The sequence below is a fragment of the Paenibacillus sp. FSL R5-0923 genome (genome assembly GCF_038009145.1).
Lineage (GTDB): Bacteria > Bacillota > Bacilli > Paenibacillales > Paenibacillaceae > Paenibacillus_AQ.
Genome location: NZ_JBBPAT010000001.1, coordinates 4588451 through 4606672 on the forward strand (window position 1 = coordinate 4588451; position 18222 = coordinate 4606672).

Annotated in this window: 17 protein-coding genes and 1 riboswitch; of the genes, 3 read left to right on the forward strand and 14 right to left on the reverse strand. The window is 41.7% G+C overall.

Translation table 11 applies throughout. From position 1 onward, the window contains the following. Window positions 1-262 precede the first annotated feature (262 nt). The 9 genes from MKX35_RS20370 to MKX35_RS20410 form a co-directional block, all read right to left on the reverse strand. Window positions 263-1573 (reverse strand): voltage-gated chloride channel family protein, encoded by a 1311-nt coding sequence (locus tag MKX35_RS20370; RefSeq protein ID WP_076298968.1) that lies wholly within the window; start codon window positions 1571-1573, stop codon window positions 263-265. Window positions 1574-1641: 68 nt separating this feature from the next. Continuing rightward, window positions 1642-1703, reverse strand: a riboswitch (Fluoride riboswitch). A 7-nt stretch (window positions 1704-1710) separates the two neighbouring features. Beyond that, window positions 1711-2430, reverse strand: coding sequence for a YebC/PmpR family DNA-binding transcriptional regulator (locus MKX35_RS20375; protein ID WP_042187963.1), 720 nt, complete (start codon window positions 2428-2430; stop codon window positions 1711-1713). Window positions 2431-2598: 168 nt separating this feature from the next. Next, window positions 2599-3708, reverse strand: coding sequence for a 5-methyltetrahydropteroyltriglutamate--homocysteine S-methyltransferase (locus MKX35_RS20380; protein ID WP_076298967.1), 1110 nt, complete (start codon window positions 3706-3708; stop codon window positions 2599-2601). A 16-nt stretch (window positions 3709-3724) separates the two neighbouring features. Next, window positions 3725-4657, reverse strand: coding sequence for a LysR family transcriptional regulator (locus MKX35_RS20385; RefSeq protein WP_076298966.1), 933 nt, complete (start codon window positions 4655-4657; stop codon window positions 3725-3727). Window positions 4658-4779: 122 nt separating this feature from the next. Then, complete coding sequence (locus MKX35_RS20390) at window positions 4780-5895, reverse strand: phosphodiester glycosidase family protein (RefSeq protein WP_076298965.1); 1116 nt, start codon at window positions 5893-5895, stop codon at window positions 4780-4782. Window positions 5896-6070: 175 nt separating this feature from the next. Next, on the reverse strand, window positions 6071-7609 hold the full coding sequence (locus MKX35_RS20395) for a TPM domain-containing protein (RefSeq protein WP_076298964.1): 1539 nt from the start codon (window positions 7607-7609) through the stop codon (window positions 6071-6073). A 209-nt stretch (window positions 7610-7818) separates the two neighbouring features. Further along, the gene (locus MKX35_RS20400; RefSeq protein ID WP_081382800.1) at window positions 7819-8172 is read right to left on the reverse strand and encodes an acylphosphatase; all 354 of its coding nucleotides are present in this window, start codon (window positions 8170-8172) and stop codon (window positions 7819-7821) included. Between the two features lie 256 nt (window positions 8173-8428). Then, on the reverse strand, window positions 8429-9367 hold the full coding sequence (gene cysK, locus MKX35_RS20405) for a cysteine synthase A (RefSeq protein ID WP_076298963.1): 939 nt from the start codon (window positions 9365-9367) through the stop codon (window positions 8429-8431). A 70-nt stretch (window positions 9368-9437) separates the two neighbouring features. Beyond that, a complete protein-coding gene (locus MKX35_RS20410; protein ID WP_076298962.1) occupies window positions 9438-10463 on the reverse strand; it encodes a LacI family DNA-binding transcriptional regulator in 1026 nt (341 codons plus the stop codon). A gap of 326 nt (window positions 10464-10789) precedes the next feature. Here MKX35_RS20410 and MKX35_RS20415 point away from each other — a divergent pair, with 326 nt between their 5' ends. Then, on the forward strand, window positions 10790-11842 hold the full coding sequence (locus tag MKX35_RS20415; RefSeq protein WP_076298961.1) for a 2,3-butanediol dehydrogenase: 1053 nt from the start codon (window positions 10790-10792) through the stop codon (window positions 11840-11842). A 79-nt stretch (window positions 11843-11921) separates the two neighbouring features. On the opposite strand, the gene MKX35_RS20420 is transcribed toward MKX35_RS20415, so the two are convergent. Together MKX35_RS20420 and MKX35_RS20425 are read right to left on the reverse strand one after the other, a co-directional pair. Then, window positions 11922-12518: a GNAT family N-acetyltransferase gene (locus tag MKX35_RS20420; protein ID WP_076298960.1), complete on the reverse strand. Its 597-nt coding sequence runs from the start codon at window positions 12516-12518 to the stop codon at window positions 11922-11924. Beyond that, window positions 12515-13195 (reverse strand): HAD family hydrolase, encoded by a 681-nt coding sequence (locus MKX35_RS20425; RefSeq protein ID WP_076298959.1) that lies wholly within the window; start codon window positions 13193-13195, stop codon window positions 12515-12517. The genes MKX35_RS20420 and MKX35_RS20425 overlap by 4 nt, the downstream gene beginning before the upstream one ends. A 128-nt stretch (window positions 13196-13323) precedes the next feature. Here MKX35_RS20425 and MKX35_RS20430 point away from each other — a divergent pair, with 128 nt between their 5' ends. After that, window positions 13324-13818, forward strand: coding sequence for a DUF6803 family protein (locus MKX35_RS20430; protein ID WP_076298958.1), 495 nt, complete (start codon window positions 13324-13326; stop codon window positions 13816-13818). Between the two features lie 66 nt (window positions 13819-13884). On the opposite strand, the gene MKX35_RS20435 is transcribed toward MKX35_RS20430, so the two are convergent. Beyond that, a complete protein-coding gene (locus MKX35_RS20435) occupies window positions 13885-15333 on the reverse strand; it encodes an MDR family MFS transporter (protein WP_256716260.1) in 1449 nt (482 codons plus the stop codon). Between the two features lie 152 nt (window positions 15334-15485). Here MKX35_RS20435 and MKX35_RS20440 point away from each other — a divergent pair, with 152 nt between their 5' ends. Continuing rightward, window positions 15486-16034 carry a PadR family transcriptional regulator gene (locus MKX35_RS20440; RefSeq protein WP_076298957.1) on the forward strand — a complete coding sequence of 183 codons (549 nt, stop codon included), beginning with the start codon at window positions 15486-15488 and terminating at the stop codon, window positions 16032-16034. A gap of 60 nt (window positions 16035-16094) precedes the next feature. Here the strand turns inward: MKX35_RS20440 and MKX35_RS20445 are convergent, their stop codons facing one another. After that, window positions 16095-17501, reverse strand: coding sequence for a sensor histidine kinase (locus MKX35_RS20445; protein WP_076285813.1), 1407 nt, complete (start codon window positions 17499-17501; stop codon window positions 16095-16097). Beyond that, a complete protein-coding gene (locus MKX35_RS20450; protein WP_179086671.1) occupies window positions 17498-18205 on the reverse strand; it encodes a response regulator transcription factor in 708 nt (235 codons plus the stop codon). The genes MKX35_RS20445 and MKX35_RS20450 overlap by 4 nt, the downstream gene beginning before the upstream one ends. Window positions 18206-18222 lie beyond the last annotated feature (17 nt).

Below are 18222 nucleotides of genomic sequence, written 5' to 3' on the forward strand. Positions count from 1 at the left end.
TCATTAACATCGAAAGATGGCACAACCAAATAAGCATGAATAATCACACTAAAATGACCTAGCTATCTTTCGATGATATAAAAAGCGATTCGCTTTTCGATTAAGCTCCGGACAACGTTTCATCGTTTGTATCCGATTGTTCGGAGCAGCCTCTGGTATATAACTTTACAGTTTCTACATGAATCATGTTAAACCATCCCTTCGTTTGGCTACATTTTAAATCGTGTACCCGCACTTGTCAACCACCATCCGAGAGGTGCTGTTATTTTTTGCGGGCGCGTTTGACCGTACCGATCCTAGTCCCTTGAGGAATTGAAATGAACTGGCTCTTCGATACACCAATAAGCTGTGAAGTATAAATACTACTATGTCCGGAGAATAAATAACTCACCACACAAGCGATGAACATGTATACAGCACCCTCTGAACCAAATAGCTCAATCCCCATTAAAAAGCAAGCGATAGGCGTACTGGTAGCACCACAGAAGACAGCAATGAATCCGAGAGCAGCCAGAAACGGTCCATATACATGTAAAATTCCAGCCAAAGCATTGCCTAATGTGGATCCAATCGCAAATAGCGGAGTAACCTCACCACCCTGAAATCCTGTTCCTAAGGTAAAGGCGGTAAAGATCAGCTTCCATAAAAAAGCGAAAGGAGAGACATCTCCCTCAAAAGAATCCTTGATTAATGGAATTCCGAGGCCTAAGTAATCACGGGACCCTACAAGGAATACTAACGCTATGATAATCAAACCACCCACTGCACCTTTTATCATTGGATTGCTTATCATGGCGGTGAAGATTCTTTTTAGAAAATGAGTCAGTTCACTGAAAAGCATACTCACGAGACCAAAAATTACAGAGGCCAATACCACTTTTAGAATAATCATTAAACTTAAGGTTGGAAAATCATTCACTACATAGTGAGTATGATGAACGCCCCACAATCGAGTGGTGACCAGATCACCAACAAAGCTAGCCACAAAACATGGAAGTAATGCCTGTTGGCTAATAAGTCCAATGGTTACTACCTCTAGACCAAATAAGGTTCCAGCCAGCGGTGTTCCGAAAATTGAACCAAAGCCTCCGCTAATCCCACACATTAATAGTATTTTGCGATCTAACGGGCTGATTTTGATTAATTTCCCAAACCACTCCGCGAGGCTTCCTCCCATTTGTACAGCTGTTCCCTCCCGTCCGGCAGATCCACCAAACAAGTGAGTGACCAGTGTTCCTAACAATACTAAGGGTGCCATGCGTAATGGAATGGTCTCTGTACCATCCTGAATTTGTTCTATAATAAGGTTATTTCCTTTAGCGCTGTTTTTTCCGTAACGTATATATAAGAAACTAACAAATACTCCCCCAAGAGGCAGCAAATAAAGTAGCCATGGATGCTCTAAACGTACATCTGTTACATAGTCTAAGCTTTTCAGAAAGAAAGCCGAGGCAGTTCCCGATAAGAGTCCAACCACACTTCCGAGTACAATCCATTTGATAAATGTACTCCAAAGTGCAAAATGACTTCTTTTCTTCACGAATTCATGCCATCGTGCAGACCATTGATTCATAACAGCAACTCCCAAAGTCAGTATAAATTAGTCTCTGGCAACAAAACAGACTCCTACCAGTGAAGCTTACTCTGGTAGGAGTCATTAGTCTGAAGAGACGGTTGTGGCGAACTCCATCGCCTTGTTATATGTTATTCTTAGTCCTCAGAATCTACGTTATGATACACTTGTTGAACATCTTCTAAATCTTCTAAGGCATCAATCAATTTTTCGAATTGAGCTTGTGCATCTTCAGGAAGTGTTACATAGTTCTGTGGAAGCATGTTCAGCTCAGCAACCGTAAATTCAGTGATTCCTGCATTCCTGAACACTTCTTGTACGGCATGGAACTGATCAGGTTCAGCATACACGATAACCGCTTCATCCTCTTCCAGTACATCACGTACATCTAGTTCTGCATCGAACATCATCTCAATCACTTCATCGGCAGTTTTACCTTCTACACCGATAACAGCCGTTGAGTCAAACATGTAGGCTACAGATCCGCTGACACCCATATTCCCGCCATTCTTACTGAATGTAGAACGGATCAAAGGCGCTGTACGGTTAACGTTATTCGTAAGTGCATCGACGATGATCATCGAACCATTAGGTCCAAATCCTTCGTAACGAAGCTCTTCATAATTCTCATCACCGCTGCCTTTGGCTTTATCCATCGCGCGGTCAATAATGGCTTTTGGTACATTGTAAGTTTTTGCACGTTCTAATACAACCTTCAAGGCCCGGTTTGCTTCTGGATCGGGTTCACCTTTCTTGGCTGCTACATAAATCTCAACACCAAACTTTGCATAGACGCGACTTGTGTTAGCGTCTTTGGAGGCTTTCTTTTCCTTAATATTATTCCACTTACGACCCATATTGTTCCCGCTCTCTTTCAACATGAATTAAAAACAATTGTTACTTATTATACCCTTGATTAATAGCTCTAGTAAAGTGCGCTGGTAGGTTAATCCTCTAAGCTGTCACAATACACGCATAAAAAAGGCCCCTGAATCAAACAGGAGCCTTCTAAAAACTTATTTTATTTATACCCAAACCTCTTGGGCTGTTTCAATTACGAGACGTATTTTATCCCACTGCTCTTCTTCGGTTAGGATATTTCCTTCCTCGGTGGAAGCAAATCCACATTGTGTACTTAAGCAAAGCTTCTCAATATCAACATATTGTGCCGCTTCTTCAATACGCGCTTTGAGCTGCTCTTTGCTCTCAAGACCACCATGTTTCGTAGTTACTAGTCCCAATACCACAAATTGATCTTTAATAAAACGTAAGGGCTCAAAATCGCCCGCCCGCTCATTATCATACTCCAAGAAAAAAGCATCCACTTTACTATTCGAAAAAAGCTCTTCGGCCACAGGCTCATAACCACCAGCTGCGAACCATGTGGAACGGAAATTACCTCGGCATACGTGAAGCGCGATCGTCATATCATCTGGACGATTGGCAATGCTCTCGTTAATCAGCCTAACATAATCCTTAGCCAACTGATCTGGATCTGTACCTCTGCTTCGTAAATGCGCCCGATGTCTACCACTACACAGCGTTCCCCAAGTTGTATCGTCTAATTGGAGGTAACGGCAGCCTGCATCATAGAACGCTTGGATTGCAGTTCGGTAAACAGCAATAATATCTTGGAATAGGGTTTCTTGATCCGGGTAAACTTCATTCCCGTTAAAGTCCTCCACAAAGTGAAATAAAGCGGGTGAAGGGATCGTCATTTTCGGAATTCGGTCTCCGGCCATTTGTTTCAAAGCGATAAATTGGTCGATCATTGGATGATCCTCAAAGGCAATCCGGTCCACGATTCGAAAAGATTCCGCGCGCTGAGCCGCTTCCGCTCTTCCTTGATTTAAGTTAATCTTCTCAGTTCCTTTAATCCCTACAAAGAAATCGAGATGCCACCAGGAACGGCGAAATTCTCCGTCTGTGACCGCCAATAACCCAACTTCTTTTTGCAGATCCAGTAGTTTGGCGATTTCAATATTCTCAATTTCATGAAGCTGACTGCCCGTGATTTCACCATTGTCATATTGGAGGCGGGCTGCTTTTATCTCATCCGTTCGTAAGAAGCTGCCAACGATATCGTAGCGAAAGGGTGGAGCATTTCTCTGGGTGCCAATTACGGGTCTAATCATACCGATCCTCCTACTGCTATAGTAAAAAATGATTTAGATCAAAATAACTTCCTGAAACCAGGTCATTCAAAATCTCGATATACTTAGATGCCATTACACTCGGTCTGCGATCTTTATGCGCTATCCAGCCAACCGTAAATACTTCATTGCTCTCAAAAGGAATCGTCTTCAGTCCATCACCATTTAGATCAGACGCCAGAATTCCTGTGCCTACCGTATAGCAATCCGTACCCATTAATAAATTGGTCAGTGTCGCTCGGTCATTCACCTTAATATTCTTCTCAATTTGTGAAAAGCTTAACATTTCCTCTGAGAAGTGCAGTGAATTGTTCTCACCCTGTTCAAAAGTGATATAAGGGAACGGCACAATATCATCCTGTGTAATGACGTCCTTATGAGCCAGCGGGTGTCCGGTTCGAACATAAAGATGCGGATCGGTATTAAAAAGTGGTGTGAATTTCAGATTGCTATCACTAAACAGTTTATTCATATGCTTATAGTTACTCTCGTTAATATAAAGAATTCCTAAATCACTGCGCAAGGTACGTACATCTTCGATAATCTCGTAGGTTTGCGTCTCTCTCAAGCTAAAGTTGTATTCTGAGACATCACTGTGCTTCATGAGATTTACAAAGGCGTCAACCACAAAGGCGTAGTGCTGCGTAGAGATGGAAAAATAGATCGGACTACGCTTTTTCCCAGTATAACGATTCTCCATAAGCTCCGTCTGTTCAATAATTTGGCGGGCATAACCCAGGAATTCCATTCCCTCAACGGAAATACTGATTCCACGGTTGGTCCGCTCAAAAATCGTAATCCCCAGTTCACTTTCTAATTCTTTAATGGCATTGGACAGGCTCGGTTGAGAAACAAAGAGCTTCTTTGCCGCCTCATTCATGGAGCCACTATTTGCAATTTCGATAGCGTAGCGGAGTTGTTGCAACGTCACTCCTATTCCCCCTGTTCCAGACCTGTTAGTTCTGTATTCTGTTTCATGCTAGGTGATATCGTAGCATATTTTCATATGGCAATCCAAGATAATCCTTATCTTATTTACGTATTAAGAGTGCTTTAGCGTGTACGCTTCTTAGCAGCATCAATTTTGGAGGGGTCAAGTCCCTTCCAAATATTCGGCATATCGACTTGCTCAGGGTGCTCAAACACAAGAAAAGCCGTAGGTAAATATCGTTCCCCATATTGAGAGGATGGCTTGTTCATAATCTCGTTGTCTTTTACCAGCACAGTAGAAGAACCTCCATCCAAATTGGCAGCAATCACTGCTCCATGCTTAAGAAGGATTTGCTGCACATCGTATAGATTTGCCCCAATACTATAAGTAGGTTGTCTTCCATCAATAATAACAAATATAATCGCTCCGTCAGCTCGCTGGCCCATCGCTGTTCTTGGTGCAATTCCCCAACCTTCAGCCGCGTTCTTAATCAATCCTTTTCCATTGACGATTAAACGAGGGCTAAAAGTTACTGCCTCCTGAACACCCATTTTACTAATCTCGTCTAAAGAATAATTTCCAGCAACCATCTTCCCTTGTTTATCAAGACCTACGATTTGCGTGGATTTCTTGCCACCGAGACCGTTGTAATATAACTTACCTTGTGAGATCACAATACCGATAGGTTTAAATCCGTTACCTTTCCAGTTGGGGTCAGCGAATCCACCACCGTTAACTCCAGCGATAGCACCTGTGCGCTTCACCATACTAGTTACTTTCTCACCTGACCCTACTTTATCCGGAATTCCCAAACGAACTTTAGTAGGATCATTAACGATCATGACATATCCGGAATATCCAGTACCTGATACATTTTCTATCTCGACCAGTGGTTTCTCTTTTACTTCTGGTTCAGGAGTGATGGTATGTGTGTCCTTTTCGACCCCCATCTCTTCAAATTGGGCGCTATATTCAGTCACTCTGTCCTTTAATCCGTCCTCGCCAATAATATATTTAGCCATGTAGCGGTGCTGTGTTGTAATCAGTGTATCAGCGATTGAATAGCGCAGATTTTTAGCCGAAGGTGCAAAGTAAAACCAGCCGCCCCCAGCAATCAACAAAATTAAGCAGAATAAAAATACTTTGGATAGTGTTCGGAAAAAGCTCCGTTTCTTACGTTTTTTTGTTGGCTTCTTTTTGCGTACGGTGGAACGTTGAGGTAATGATGAAGTGCTCACTTCTTTTTTCCTCCCTGACTATTACGGAATTTGAAAATAAATGTCTAACTTTATCATAGACGATAAATTTTATGAAAAGTTACTATTAAGTAACAACCTAAAACAAATAAGTAACCTTCTAAAACAAAACAAGCAGGTTTCGGATAACCCGGAAACCTGCTCATCTTCAACCTTTTTAGTGTCTACCCGCTCCGCCACCACTGCTGGCGCTACCCCCACCACCTGATGAGCCACCACCGCCGGAATAACCTCCTCCACCGGAGCCACTATCATTGTTAGAGTAGCTGCTGCTGGAAGAGCTGGAAGAGCTAGAAGAATGTCTACCTGCACCTCCGCCACTACTCGAGCCTCCGCCCCCACGATTCTCGTTGCTTGAGGAATATCGTCCTGCTCCGCCACCTCTAGTAGATCCGCCTCCACCACTGTTTCCCCAGAAGCTTGACTGTGAGTTATTGGATGGTGTGTTTCTATGATGATGGTGGTGATTATGATGGTGATTATTATAACGTCTGTGCCAACGTCTACCATAACCGTAATCCGCTTGACCGTACCAATTCCCATACCGACGAATATTTCTTGGGCTATACGGATTAAATGGCAAGCCATACATTTCAATATATTTATTGCGTCGTGAAAGACCATATCCGAACAGTATGAGCGGAGCAAATATCAATAAGTAAATTAGAAGGCCTTTGCCTACACTAACACTAGTCTCCTTTGCTGAAGTGGTTGTTGAGGAAGAATTGGCGGCTGTAGTGCCTCCACTATTTCCCGTCGCTCCAACGGATTGATCCGCTCTAGCCAATAAGAAGCTGTACAAAGCATTAGAAGTTGCCGTAGCTCCCGTTCCGTAATCTTTTTTCACAAATTGGGGCTCAAGTACAGTATCCAAAATATTGCTGATTGCATCATTAGTTAGAACCTTGTCGATGTCCTTCCCTTGCAGAACATGATAGTTGTCTCCACCTATGTCTAGCACGAGCATAACATCCTTAGGGCCAGCAGCAACGGAGGCAAACTTCATGTAGGTATAATCCTGAAGCGTTTTATCTCCTGCGTTCTTTACAGTAACCACATAAATTCCGCTGCCAGTTGTAGTTTTATATCTGTTGCTAGATTCGTTCAAATAGTCCTTTGTTACTTTTTTGAGTACACCGGCATTATCGGATACATAGTTTTTGGTGCCGACATTCTCCACCCAGGTCCCACCCATGGCTTGAATAAAAGCGCCATAAGTTTTACGTGCACCGTTACTATAAGTTTTAGCTGCAAAATCCGGCTCAAGATATTGAGAGAGAATATCTTTAATCTTACTGTTAGGCAACGTGTCCTCAATACCCTTACCTTGTACCGCCCAGTAGTCATCATCTTTTATAGAAAGCAGTAGCAAAAGCCCGTTATTCTTATCCGCAGAGCCTACGCCCCAGCTATTGAATAGCGAAGTTGCATACTCTTCCATCGAAACTCCATTTGTAGAATCGACTGTCACCACTACGACTTGAGCACCCGTATCCTGATGTAATCGGATTCCATAGTTCACCATGTAATTCTCAGCTTTCTCGTCGATCACATTCGCAAAATCATTCACATAAAATGACCCAGTATGCTTAGGTACAGCTGTCTTGGCTGAAGTTAAAACCGGAAGAAGCAAAACACTTAACATCAGGGTGGCAAGTGTGGTAAGAAGCATTTTTCTGAAAATTCTGTAGTTCATATGTACCTCCTGCTCTATCATAATCTCTTTTATTTATCGGTTACGCATGGCTTAAGCAATAGTTCCATTTTATTCTATTCTGTGTATTACACAGCGAAGAATGAACTGTGAAACTTTAGTCCCAATTAATTAATCTATTCATATTTTTTCCTCTATCTTCCTAATCCGAAAAAACAATCCACTTCTTAATTCTACTAATCCATATGTACTTATTTTACTATCGTGAAATCTTTCTCACTCTCATGAATAGGCAGATCACTCATAGTTACTTTCTTTACAGATGCCCGTTTCAATGATTGCATGCAATGAACTAAAAAAGAGATTTGCTGCTCTTCTCCTTGTACTTCTACCTCTACACTTCCGTCGTTTAAATTTTTCACCCTACCCTTTAACTTCATTCTTTCAGCAATCGTATATATTTCCAAGCGGAATCCTACGTTTTGAACTCTACCCGAAAAAACCACTTTCTTTCTAACGACAGGACTTGAAGGAAAATCCAGTAACTGAATACGATTTGCATGCCAAATCACATAATTATTTCTAACTTTTTTTAACACATTCACACGTTTTATACTCCTTTTTTAGAACTACTACGATTTATGCTATATTGTACCATAGCCATTGGTAAAATAAGGGGCTGAATTGATCACTCTTTAATTACTAAATACACAAAAAGACTCAGCATTCCGCTGAGCCTCCTTGTTTGTATTAACCTCAGTGCTAGAAATTAAAATACTCCTGATCTGCACCCATCCGATGGGTTTGATTCAATTCGTTAATTCTAGCCACTTCTTCTGTATTATCTTAGGTCAAACCAATCTATTCGTTAAAATCAAACAGAGTAGTTGTTAAATAACGTTCACCAGTATCCGGCAAAATCACCACAATCGTCTTCCCTTTATTTTCTGAACGTTTAGCAATTTCTGTAGCTGTGTATACCGCCGCACCAGACGAGATCCCTACAAGTAACCCCTCGGTCTTGGCAATTTCACGCGCTACATTAAATGCGTCTTTATTCTTCACCTGAAAAATCTCATCAACAACCTCTTTATTGTAAATCTCCGGAATGAAGTTAGCACCAATCCCCTGAATTCCATGCGCACTAGGCCGGCCACCAGATAATACCGGTGAATCAAACGGTTCGATAGCGACGATCTGTACCGAAGGGTTCTTAGCCTTCAAAGCTTCCCCAACCCCTGATATGGTGCCTCCAGAACCAACACCCGCAATAAAAATATCTACATTTCCATCAGTATCCCGCCAAATTTCCTCTGCAGTTGTCGTTCTGTGAATTTCAGGGTTAGCTGGGTTGCTGAATTGTTGTGGAATGAATGCATGTGGAATTTCCGCTGCCAATTCCTCTGCCTTTTTCAGAGCACCGCTCATTCCTTCAGCTCCAGGTGTTAATACAAGCTTAGCACCAAGTGCAGCCATCACCTTACGGCGTTCAATACTGAATGTATCCGGAAGTACGATAATCAACGGATAGCCAAGGCTGGTCGCAGCCATTGCAAGGCCAATGCCGGTATTGCCACTTGTTGGCTCAATAATTACAGAATCTTTGTGAATTAAGCCTTTATCCTCAGCATCTTTGATCATCGCATAACCTATACGATCCTTGACGCTACCTCCAGGATTAAAAGACTCTAACTTGGCAAGGATTTTTGCTTCAACGTTCTGAGATTTACTATATTTCGAAATTTCCAATAACGGTGTATTACCAATCAAATCTGTTACGCTTTTATATATATTAGCCATAATAATCTCCTCATTTCATATTCCCCCATCAACTTACTTAGTATTAAGTCTAACAGGATTTAGAGGATTTTCAACCTGTCGTACTACGCTTAACCGAAACACTAGACTCTCGCACAATTAAACGCGGATCAATCTGTACTCTTTGGTAGTCGCCCGTAATATTATCCTGAATGCGTTGCAACAGAAGCTGAGTAGCCAATCGGGCGACTTCATTGCCCATGATCGAGACCGAACTAATCTGCGGACTTGTAATGGTTGTCCATGCGTTATTATCCACCCCTACCACTGCCACATCCTCAGGAACACGAACGCCTAACTCTTTAAATCGGTTTACGATCCCTATAGCGACCATGTCATTTACAGCATATATTGCATCTGGCATATGGGTCAGGCTATAGAAATAATCTGCAGCTTGTACTCCCGTTTGCAAGGAGAAATCCTCTCCAAAATAAACCAAAGAAATATCCACTTGATTTAACGCCTGCTGATAGGCAAGATAACGATCTTCAATGAGATCCTTCTGAGCTCCTGCGTAAGCAATTCTAGTTCGGCCAATATTGCTTAGATGTTCCATGATTAGCTGGCCCTCAAAACGTGACAGGCTTACGACATCCGCTTTCACATTCTCTGTAATGCGTTTCCCGTAGTTAATGATGGAGACAGGAACACTCGATTTATTAATTAGCTCTACCATAGTCTTGGGATAAGCAAGAGGCATGATAATGAGTCCATCAACATGTAATTTCTTGATCTCACGAATCGTTTCGAGCTCTGTCCGCGGATTTCCGGAAGTATTAATCTGAATGACTCGATAGCCGTCCTGTTTAGCTGCTTGCTCCACGGACCAGGCGATATCTGGAATAATGGCATTTCGAATGTCGGGAACGGCCAGAGCGATTTGCTTCGTTTGGCGAATCTTCAGACTTTGTGCAGAGGTATTAGGTGTAAAACCCATCTCCTCAATCACTTGCAGTACTAATGCCTTAGTCTTGGAACTAATTCCCTCCGAATTATTAATCGCTCTTGAAACAGTAGCAATACCTACTCCCGCTCGTTTCGCTACATCCTCTATGGTTACTTTGTTTTTATTAGCCAAGTTGATAGTCCCCTCATTTTCGGAATCGTTTCCGTAATCATAGCTATTATTAAATCTATCCGTCTCATTCAAGCCGTTTTCCCAATGTATTTATTATAACATATATGTACTTATAAAAGCACTTATAGCAAGTATCACACAGTCTATATATGCCTGCTATCGCTAAGTTTAGGTGAAATTTTTCACTAATTTTCGATATTAATATTTTAGTATTTAAATTTGACAATATGAAAATTATGTGACATATTTGTTCTCGGAAACGTTTCCTCTTTCCCAGGAGAAAAACACTATTTATTATCAATTAATTAATCTAGGAGATGAATGATATGCAAGCATTAAGATGGCATAACGTCAAAGATCTACGGTTAGAAACGATTGAAGAACCAGCAGCACTTGAAGGAAAAGTGAAAATCAAAATAGAATGGTGCGGGATTTGTGGCAGCGATCTTCACGAATATGTAGCCGGTCCTATTTTCATTCCCCAAGGTACAGATCATCCCCTTACTGGTGAAAAAGCGCCAGTCGTAATGGGACATGAATTCTCTGGACAAATCGTTGAAGTAGGTCAAGGCGTTAGCAAGTTTAATGTTGGTGATCGAGTTGTCGTTGAACCAGTTTTTGCATGTGGTGAATGTGTAGCTTGTCGACAAGGCAAATACAATCTTTGTGAAAAAATGGGCTTCCTAGGTTTGGCTGGAGGCGGCGGTGGATTCTCAGAATACGTTGCAGCAGACCAACATATGGTGCACAAAATTCCTGACAGCTTGTCCTATGAGCAAGGCGCTCTAGTAGAACCTTCTGCAGTTGCTCTGCATGCTGTTCGTTCCAGTCAATTGAAGGTCGGAGATAAGGCTGTAGTATTTGGCGCTGGTCCTATCGGTTTGCTTGTGATTGAAGCTTTGAAAGCTTCCGGTGCAGCTGAAATTTATGTTGTTGAACTCTCAGAAGAACGTAAAAGCAAAGCTGAGGAACTTGGTGGTATTGTAATCGATCCTAAACAATATGATGTGGTTGAAGAAATTCAAAAACGTACCGATGGCGGCGTGGATGTTGCTTTTGAAGTCACAGGTGTCCCTCCCGTTCTAACACAAGCTATCAATTCCACTAAATTAAGTGGTCAAATCATGATCGTTAGTATTTTTGAAAAAGATGCTACGATTACTCCAAACAACATCGTACTTAAAGAACGTAATTTAACTGGTATCATCGGATACCGTGATGTATTCCCAGCAGTAATTAGTCTCATGGAACAAGGTTACTTCCCTGCAGACAAACTAGTGACTAAAAGAATCAAATTGAACGAAGTGATTGAACACGGGTTTGAGGCGCTTTTGAAGGAAAAAAATCATGTGAAAATTCTTGTAAGTCCTAAACAATAACCATAAACAGCCAAGTGGCTGATCTATAGAGCAAGAGTCCTTCTCCATAAGAGAGGGACTCTTGGCTTCTTTTATACAATTATGAGTACTTCTCATTTAATAAATAGTGCAGATTCTCTTTTACCGATGGCCATTCTTTATCCAAAATACTAAAGACAACATTATCATGAATCGAACCATCAGATCTAATTCTATGCTGGCGTAGGACCCCTTCTTTTACAGCCCCTAATCGTTCTACCGCTCTTTGTGACCTCAAGTTAGTCTTCACCACTGTAAACTCTACACGAATCAGCTTTAGTTCTTCAAAACAATAGTGAAGCAGTAATGACTTAGCCTCGGTGTTCACACTCGTTCTCCAATATTCAGGTGAGATCCACGTACATCCGATTTCAGCATTGCGATGAACCAAATCCGGATGCATGATTCGAGTGGTACCGACGATTTGTCCAGTAGCTTTTTCAATGATGACGAAGGGAATTTGCGATTCATTGTTTTGATTTGCGAATGCGGTTGTGATTAAATCCTGTACCTGCTCGTCCGACGTTATTTTTCGCCAAGTAAATTCCCAGATGTTTGGATTTCTTAATACTCTCGCTAGCCCTTCTACATGGCTGTCATCTATTGGAACCAGCTTGACTGTATTGCCCTCCAAGATTGAATTACGAGGTTGGATCATTTCGCACACCGCTCTCTTAATGATATATGTTGGATGATATCCGCAATTTCTTCTACTCGATAAGCGATATGATCTGCCCCAGCATTCTCCAGTTCTTCTTTAGGTCCGTAACCAAACGTCACACCAATAGATTCTACTCCACAACCTATAGCACCGATAATATCATGCTCTCGGTCCCCAATCATCACAGCTTCCTCCGGAAGAATAGCATTTTGATCGAGTACGTACTGTATCACATCTTTCTTTTTAGAACGGGTGCCATCTAGATTACTACCACCGATATGCTCAAAATAATGATCTAGTTTATAATGCTCAAGAATTTGTTCTGCAAAAACAGTAGGCTTGGAGGTAGCTACATACAATGAAAATCCTTTATTCTTGAGGTCTTCCAGCAGTTGCGGTATACCTTCAATCACCATATTCTCAAGCATTCCAACGGTGCTGTAACGCTCACGGTAGAATGCAACTGCTTGTTGCGCTTGTTCCTCTGAGAACTGATGCAGCTCGATAAATGAATCATAAAGAGGTGGGCCTATGTAAGGAAGAAGTTTATCCAAATGCTCGATCTGAATGTCAAATTTGTTCAATGCGTATTCTACGCTTTTTGTTATGCCTTCTTTAGGGTCCGTTAATGTACCATCCAAATCAAATAAAATACTTTGTAGTCCTCTTCCCACTGCTGTCTTGCTCCCCTCAATTGTTATTAATGGATGTATTTATAATACCTTCGTTTCTACATACTTTCCACATACTTCTCGAATACGATCAGTACGAAAGTTATTTTTATATATCGGAGGAGTATTTTATGAACATGACCCATTATATGTCTTTGCTAGCGGATAATCAGCCTTGGAACTTGATTTTATTTATGGCGATCCCTGTGATTTTTGCTGAGACGATCACCGTTACAGAGTTTATTATTTTGTTCACCAAAAATCTAAAAGGCTCTTTACGGACCTTTAACAAATTCTGTAGCATTCTGGCGGGGTTGTACTTCACAGGGGTATTCCTCTACTTGTTTCCTACCGCATTCATCCCTTTGTCAGTGAATGGTGAGTGGCACACATGGGTTGACGTGGTAGCCGTAGGCTTCTATTTGAGCGGAGTGCTTTTCTTATTACCGCTAGCTTTGTTAGATCTTGGTCTGATCGCTCGTAAACGAACAGATGAACAGAAAATGAAGCTTCATTTTATACTCATCAGTGGATTCTTGGTTGTAGCACATATCGCGATGATATTCGGGATGATCAATCCGGAAATTGTGGGCAGCATGGGTGGAATGGGCGACATGATGCACTAACTTAACATATAAAAAAAGCAGATCAAGACTAAGCCCTTGGTCTGCTTTTCTAATGTGATGCGAAGGTTATCCCGCATTTTGAACAGAAATCACACTACGCTTCTTGCGCAATAAAAACATAAGTGGTAATCCAAACAACACGATGATAGAGCCGACTACGAATACATCGTTCACACCCATAGTGAACGATAATAATCTTATCGAATCTGCATTACCTGCACCTGAACTGATCAATTCTTTAGAGTGTAGTAAGGATCTTGTGGACAAAATAGAAGTGAACACCGCAATCCCAAGTGAGCTTAACACATTCCGAACCCAGTTGTTGATCGATGTGGCATGACCTGACCATTCGACTGGAATTTCCTCCATAGACGCTGTGCTACTCGGAACGTTAGCTAATCCAATACCTAAATTCCGAACAACCATTGCCCACATAATGAAGCTGTAAGAAACATTTGTATGCAGCCGGCTCATCATGAATAAACCGATGAAAATAAATAAAATACCAGCAGAAATTAACTTCACAGGCCCAAACTTTGGATACATCTTACCCACGATTGGACTAAGTAAAGCCAGAAGAATCGAAGATGGCAATAAGATAAGCCCCGTTTTAAGTGTTGTTGCTCCTTCTACCGTTTGTAAGAACAATGGAGTTAAGTAAGTTCCAGCATACATTGCTATCGTCACCAAACTATAGATACTAAGCATGGCAGTAAAGCGCCGATTTCGAAAGACACGCAGATTCAGCAGTGGTACTTCCGCCTTCAGCTCGTGCAAGACGAAGAAAACTAAAAGTACGATCCCCACAAGTATTAAGGATAGGGTCTTCCATGAGCTCCATCCCCAGCTATTGCCTTGGCTAAATGCGGTTAATAAAGATAAGCTGCCCAGTACAACAGTTAGGAAGCCAGGAATATCAAATGATTTCGGAACATTCATTCGATAGTATGGAATTAACGTTACGGTTAGAATAATAGCAATGATCCCAATGGGAATGTTAATTAAAAATAACCAGTGCCAGCTAGCATACTGAAGTAACCATCCGCTAAATGTCGGACCTATGGCTGGGGCTACCATCGCGGATAGCGACCATAGGCTCACGGCGAAAGGTCTGCGTTCAGCTGGAATCACTTGGAATATAATCGTCATCGTACAGGCCATAATCAGCCCGCTGCAAGACCCCTGAAGCATTCGAAATACAATCAGAGAGGTTGGATTCCAAGCTATTGCACAGAGTAAGGAGAACATGGTGAATCCCATCAAAGCGAATAGATACAGTCGCTTATAGCTAAATCTGCCTCCCAGATATCCGGCAAGTGGTGCAGTTACTCCCGTTGCTAGCATAAAACCTGTAACCATCCATTGCATAGTGTTCAGGTTCGAATGGAAATGATTCATTAAAAGAGGAACAGCTATGTTGATGGTCGTTGTACTTAAGACAGAGACGAAGTTTCCGAAGAATATGGCAATCATTATAGGCCAAAAATGAATTTTACTTTCTTGTTTAACGTCCACGCTACCCCTCCTTATCTTTTTTATATGTCTACTTTTACATATATAATTTAACTTAAATAATGTTATAATCATATTGAATATATGTCAATGATGACATATGCCTAAAAATCACAATAATAACGGATATATAATAACTGGAGGGCTTCAGAGTAATGAATACACTGTCTTATGGACTTCTTACTTTACTTAGTGCTAATTCGTTGTCTGGATATGAATTAACACAGAATATCAAACCGTTATGGCGAGCAGGACATAGTCAAATCTACCCTCTTCTAATGAGCATGGAGCAGCAAGGTTATATTTCATATCAGCTCATTGAGCAGTCGGATAAGCCGGATAAAAAGGAATACTCCATTACGGAAGCAGGACTTGAGCAATTGCGGAGATGGGTGGAGACTCCAGCAGAGCCTCCAGTTCTACGGGACGAGCTACATTTTAAGCTGTATAGTCTATGGCTCTCCAAACCCGAGGAGGCAAAAGAACTTCTACAAAAACGAGCGGAATTTTGTAAAAGTGAGCTAGAACGATACAAGGTCTTGCTGAAAGCTAACGAAGTCTTACGTGATGAACGAGGTGAGACTCGTGAATTAAAAGCAACGACTTTTGGACGCTATTTACTCATTCGGAAACGTGTGCTCGATATGGAGAGCTCTATACAATTTTGCGAGTGGGCACTTGAAGAGCTTGAGCCAGCAAAATAGTGTTAGTTGACTTCAAGTAAAAAGAGACTTCGCGTACATACGCAAAGTCTCTTTTGGCTCTTACTTTTCGGATTTTGTTAATCTAGGCAGCCGTACCTCGCATCGGGTTCCAACTCCAGGCTGACTTGTAATTCGAATCTTACCGCCGTGTAATTCTACAAGCTTATTAACAATTGATAGTCCAAGACCTGTACCACCATATTGCCTGGATCGTGATTTCTCAACTCTGTAGAAGCGTTCAAAGACATAGGGTAGTTCTTCCTCAGGAATACCTATTCCGGTATCCTCTACAATAAATACAATGGAATCCCCGTCGATATCCTCATCTACATGGACAGTAATCTCACCTTCATCCGTATAACGGATCGCATTCTCCAGAAGGTTCATCATAATCTGTTCCATACGCTTTTCATCTCCACGAACCCTATACGAAACTCCATGATACATAATCTTCAGCTGAAGTCCCTTTTCTTTGGCTTTCAATTCCACTCTGCGTACCGCTTGTTCTGCCATGTGCTTAACATCTATCCAGTCCAGCGTAAGTGAGATCTTGCCTTCTTCCATCTTCGCCAGTTCAAATAAATCTTCTACCAGATGCTCAAGCCGATGCGCTTCCTCATGGATAATATCTAAATACAGATCTCGTTCCCCTTCGGTCTCATAAAGTCCATCCTTTACAACTTTGGTATACCCTTTCAAATAGGTGATGGGTGTCCGCAGTTCATGAGAGATGTTGGCTAAAAATTCCTGACGTGTATCCCTGTATCTTTGCAGATCTATAGCAAGGTCGTTAATAGCTCCTGCCAAAAAACCGATTTCATCGTTACTACGTATGGAAAGTCTCGTTTCCAATTCACCGGCAGCAATTTTTCTAGTCGCCTTCTGCATCTTGATCAGCGGCCTGGATAACAACAAACTAATTATTCCAGTGATCCCTAGTGCCAATATAAAGGCCCCAATTCCTGCGAGCAACAGTAGATTACGGATAGAAGCCAAGGATTGCTTCATGTTCTCTGTAGAGGACATTACATATAGTGCAGACTGTATGGTTTGACCCTTTGAAATTGGTTTTCCAGTGATGAAATATCTGTGTCCAGTAGGATCTGTATACTCAAAATTCACACTTTTTCCGGCAAATATCCGACTAATATCCGAAGCATTTATGAATGAACGATCTGCGCGGTCATGAACACCCGAATGGAGAATGACACTACCGTCTTTTGAAATATTAAATATACTCACGTCCGAAAACTCTGCAAAAGTACTCATCATCTGCTCGTTTGAACTATCCGGTGATTCAGCCATTCCGATAAAATGCGAGGTTAGCTCCTCAGTTTCTTTTTGCATCTCGTTGTAATAAAAACTGGTAAACATTCGGTCTATCGTTATCCCAAGAATAAACAAAACAACTAAAAAAACAGACATAATAACTGACCCGAGCTTCAGTCCGATAATATTATTCTTCATAGATGATTACCTGGGATCTCAAATTTATAGCCTAATCCCCATACCGTTTGAACAGGATTATAAGACAGACCCGCCTTATGTAATTTCTCGCGAATATTCTTAATATGTGTGTCGATGACACGGTTCTCACCCTCATAATCATTGCCCCATAAACGCTCCACTAGTTCTTCTCTCGTAAAGACACGGTGCGCATTTTGTGCCAAGGCCGTTAGCAGATCAAATTCCTTGAGTGTAAACTCAACTGCTGTATCCAGAATATGTACCTCACGAGCATCCGGGTAAATCGCTAGCTCAGGGTAGCTTAGAACCTTTTTCAGAGGTTGTTGGGTCGATGTAAGCATTGAACGCCGTACCAAAGAGTAAATTCTTGCGACTAATTCCTCTGGCTCGAACGGTTTGGTGAGATAGTCATCCGCGCCTATGCCGAGACCACGAACCTTGTCCTTAGTTTCCGATCGAGCTGTTAGCATTAGAACGGGGACAGAGCTTACCTCTCTAACGGCTTTACAGACCTGCCAGCCATCCATATCTGGCATCATCACATCCAGCAGGATTAGATCAAAGTTCTGTTGTTTCAGCAAAGTGAGTGCCTCATGCCCCGTTGACGCTTCTCTAGTCGTTATTCCTTCTCTTGTTAAATAAATCCGAATTAAATTCCGCATGTTCCATTCATCGTCAACGATCAGTACCTGAAGCTTATTCAAGTTGTTCACCCTCTTCG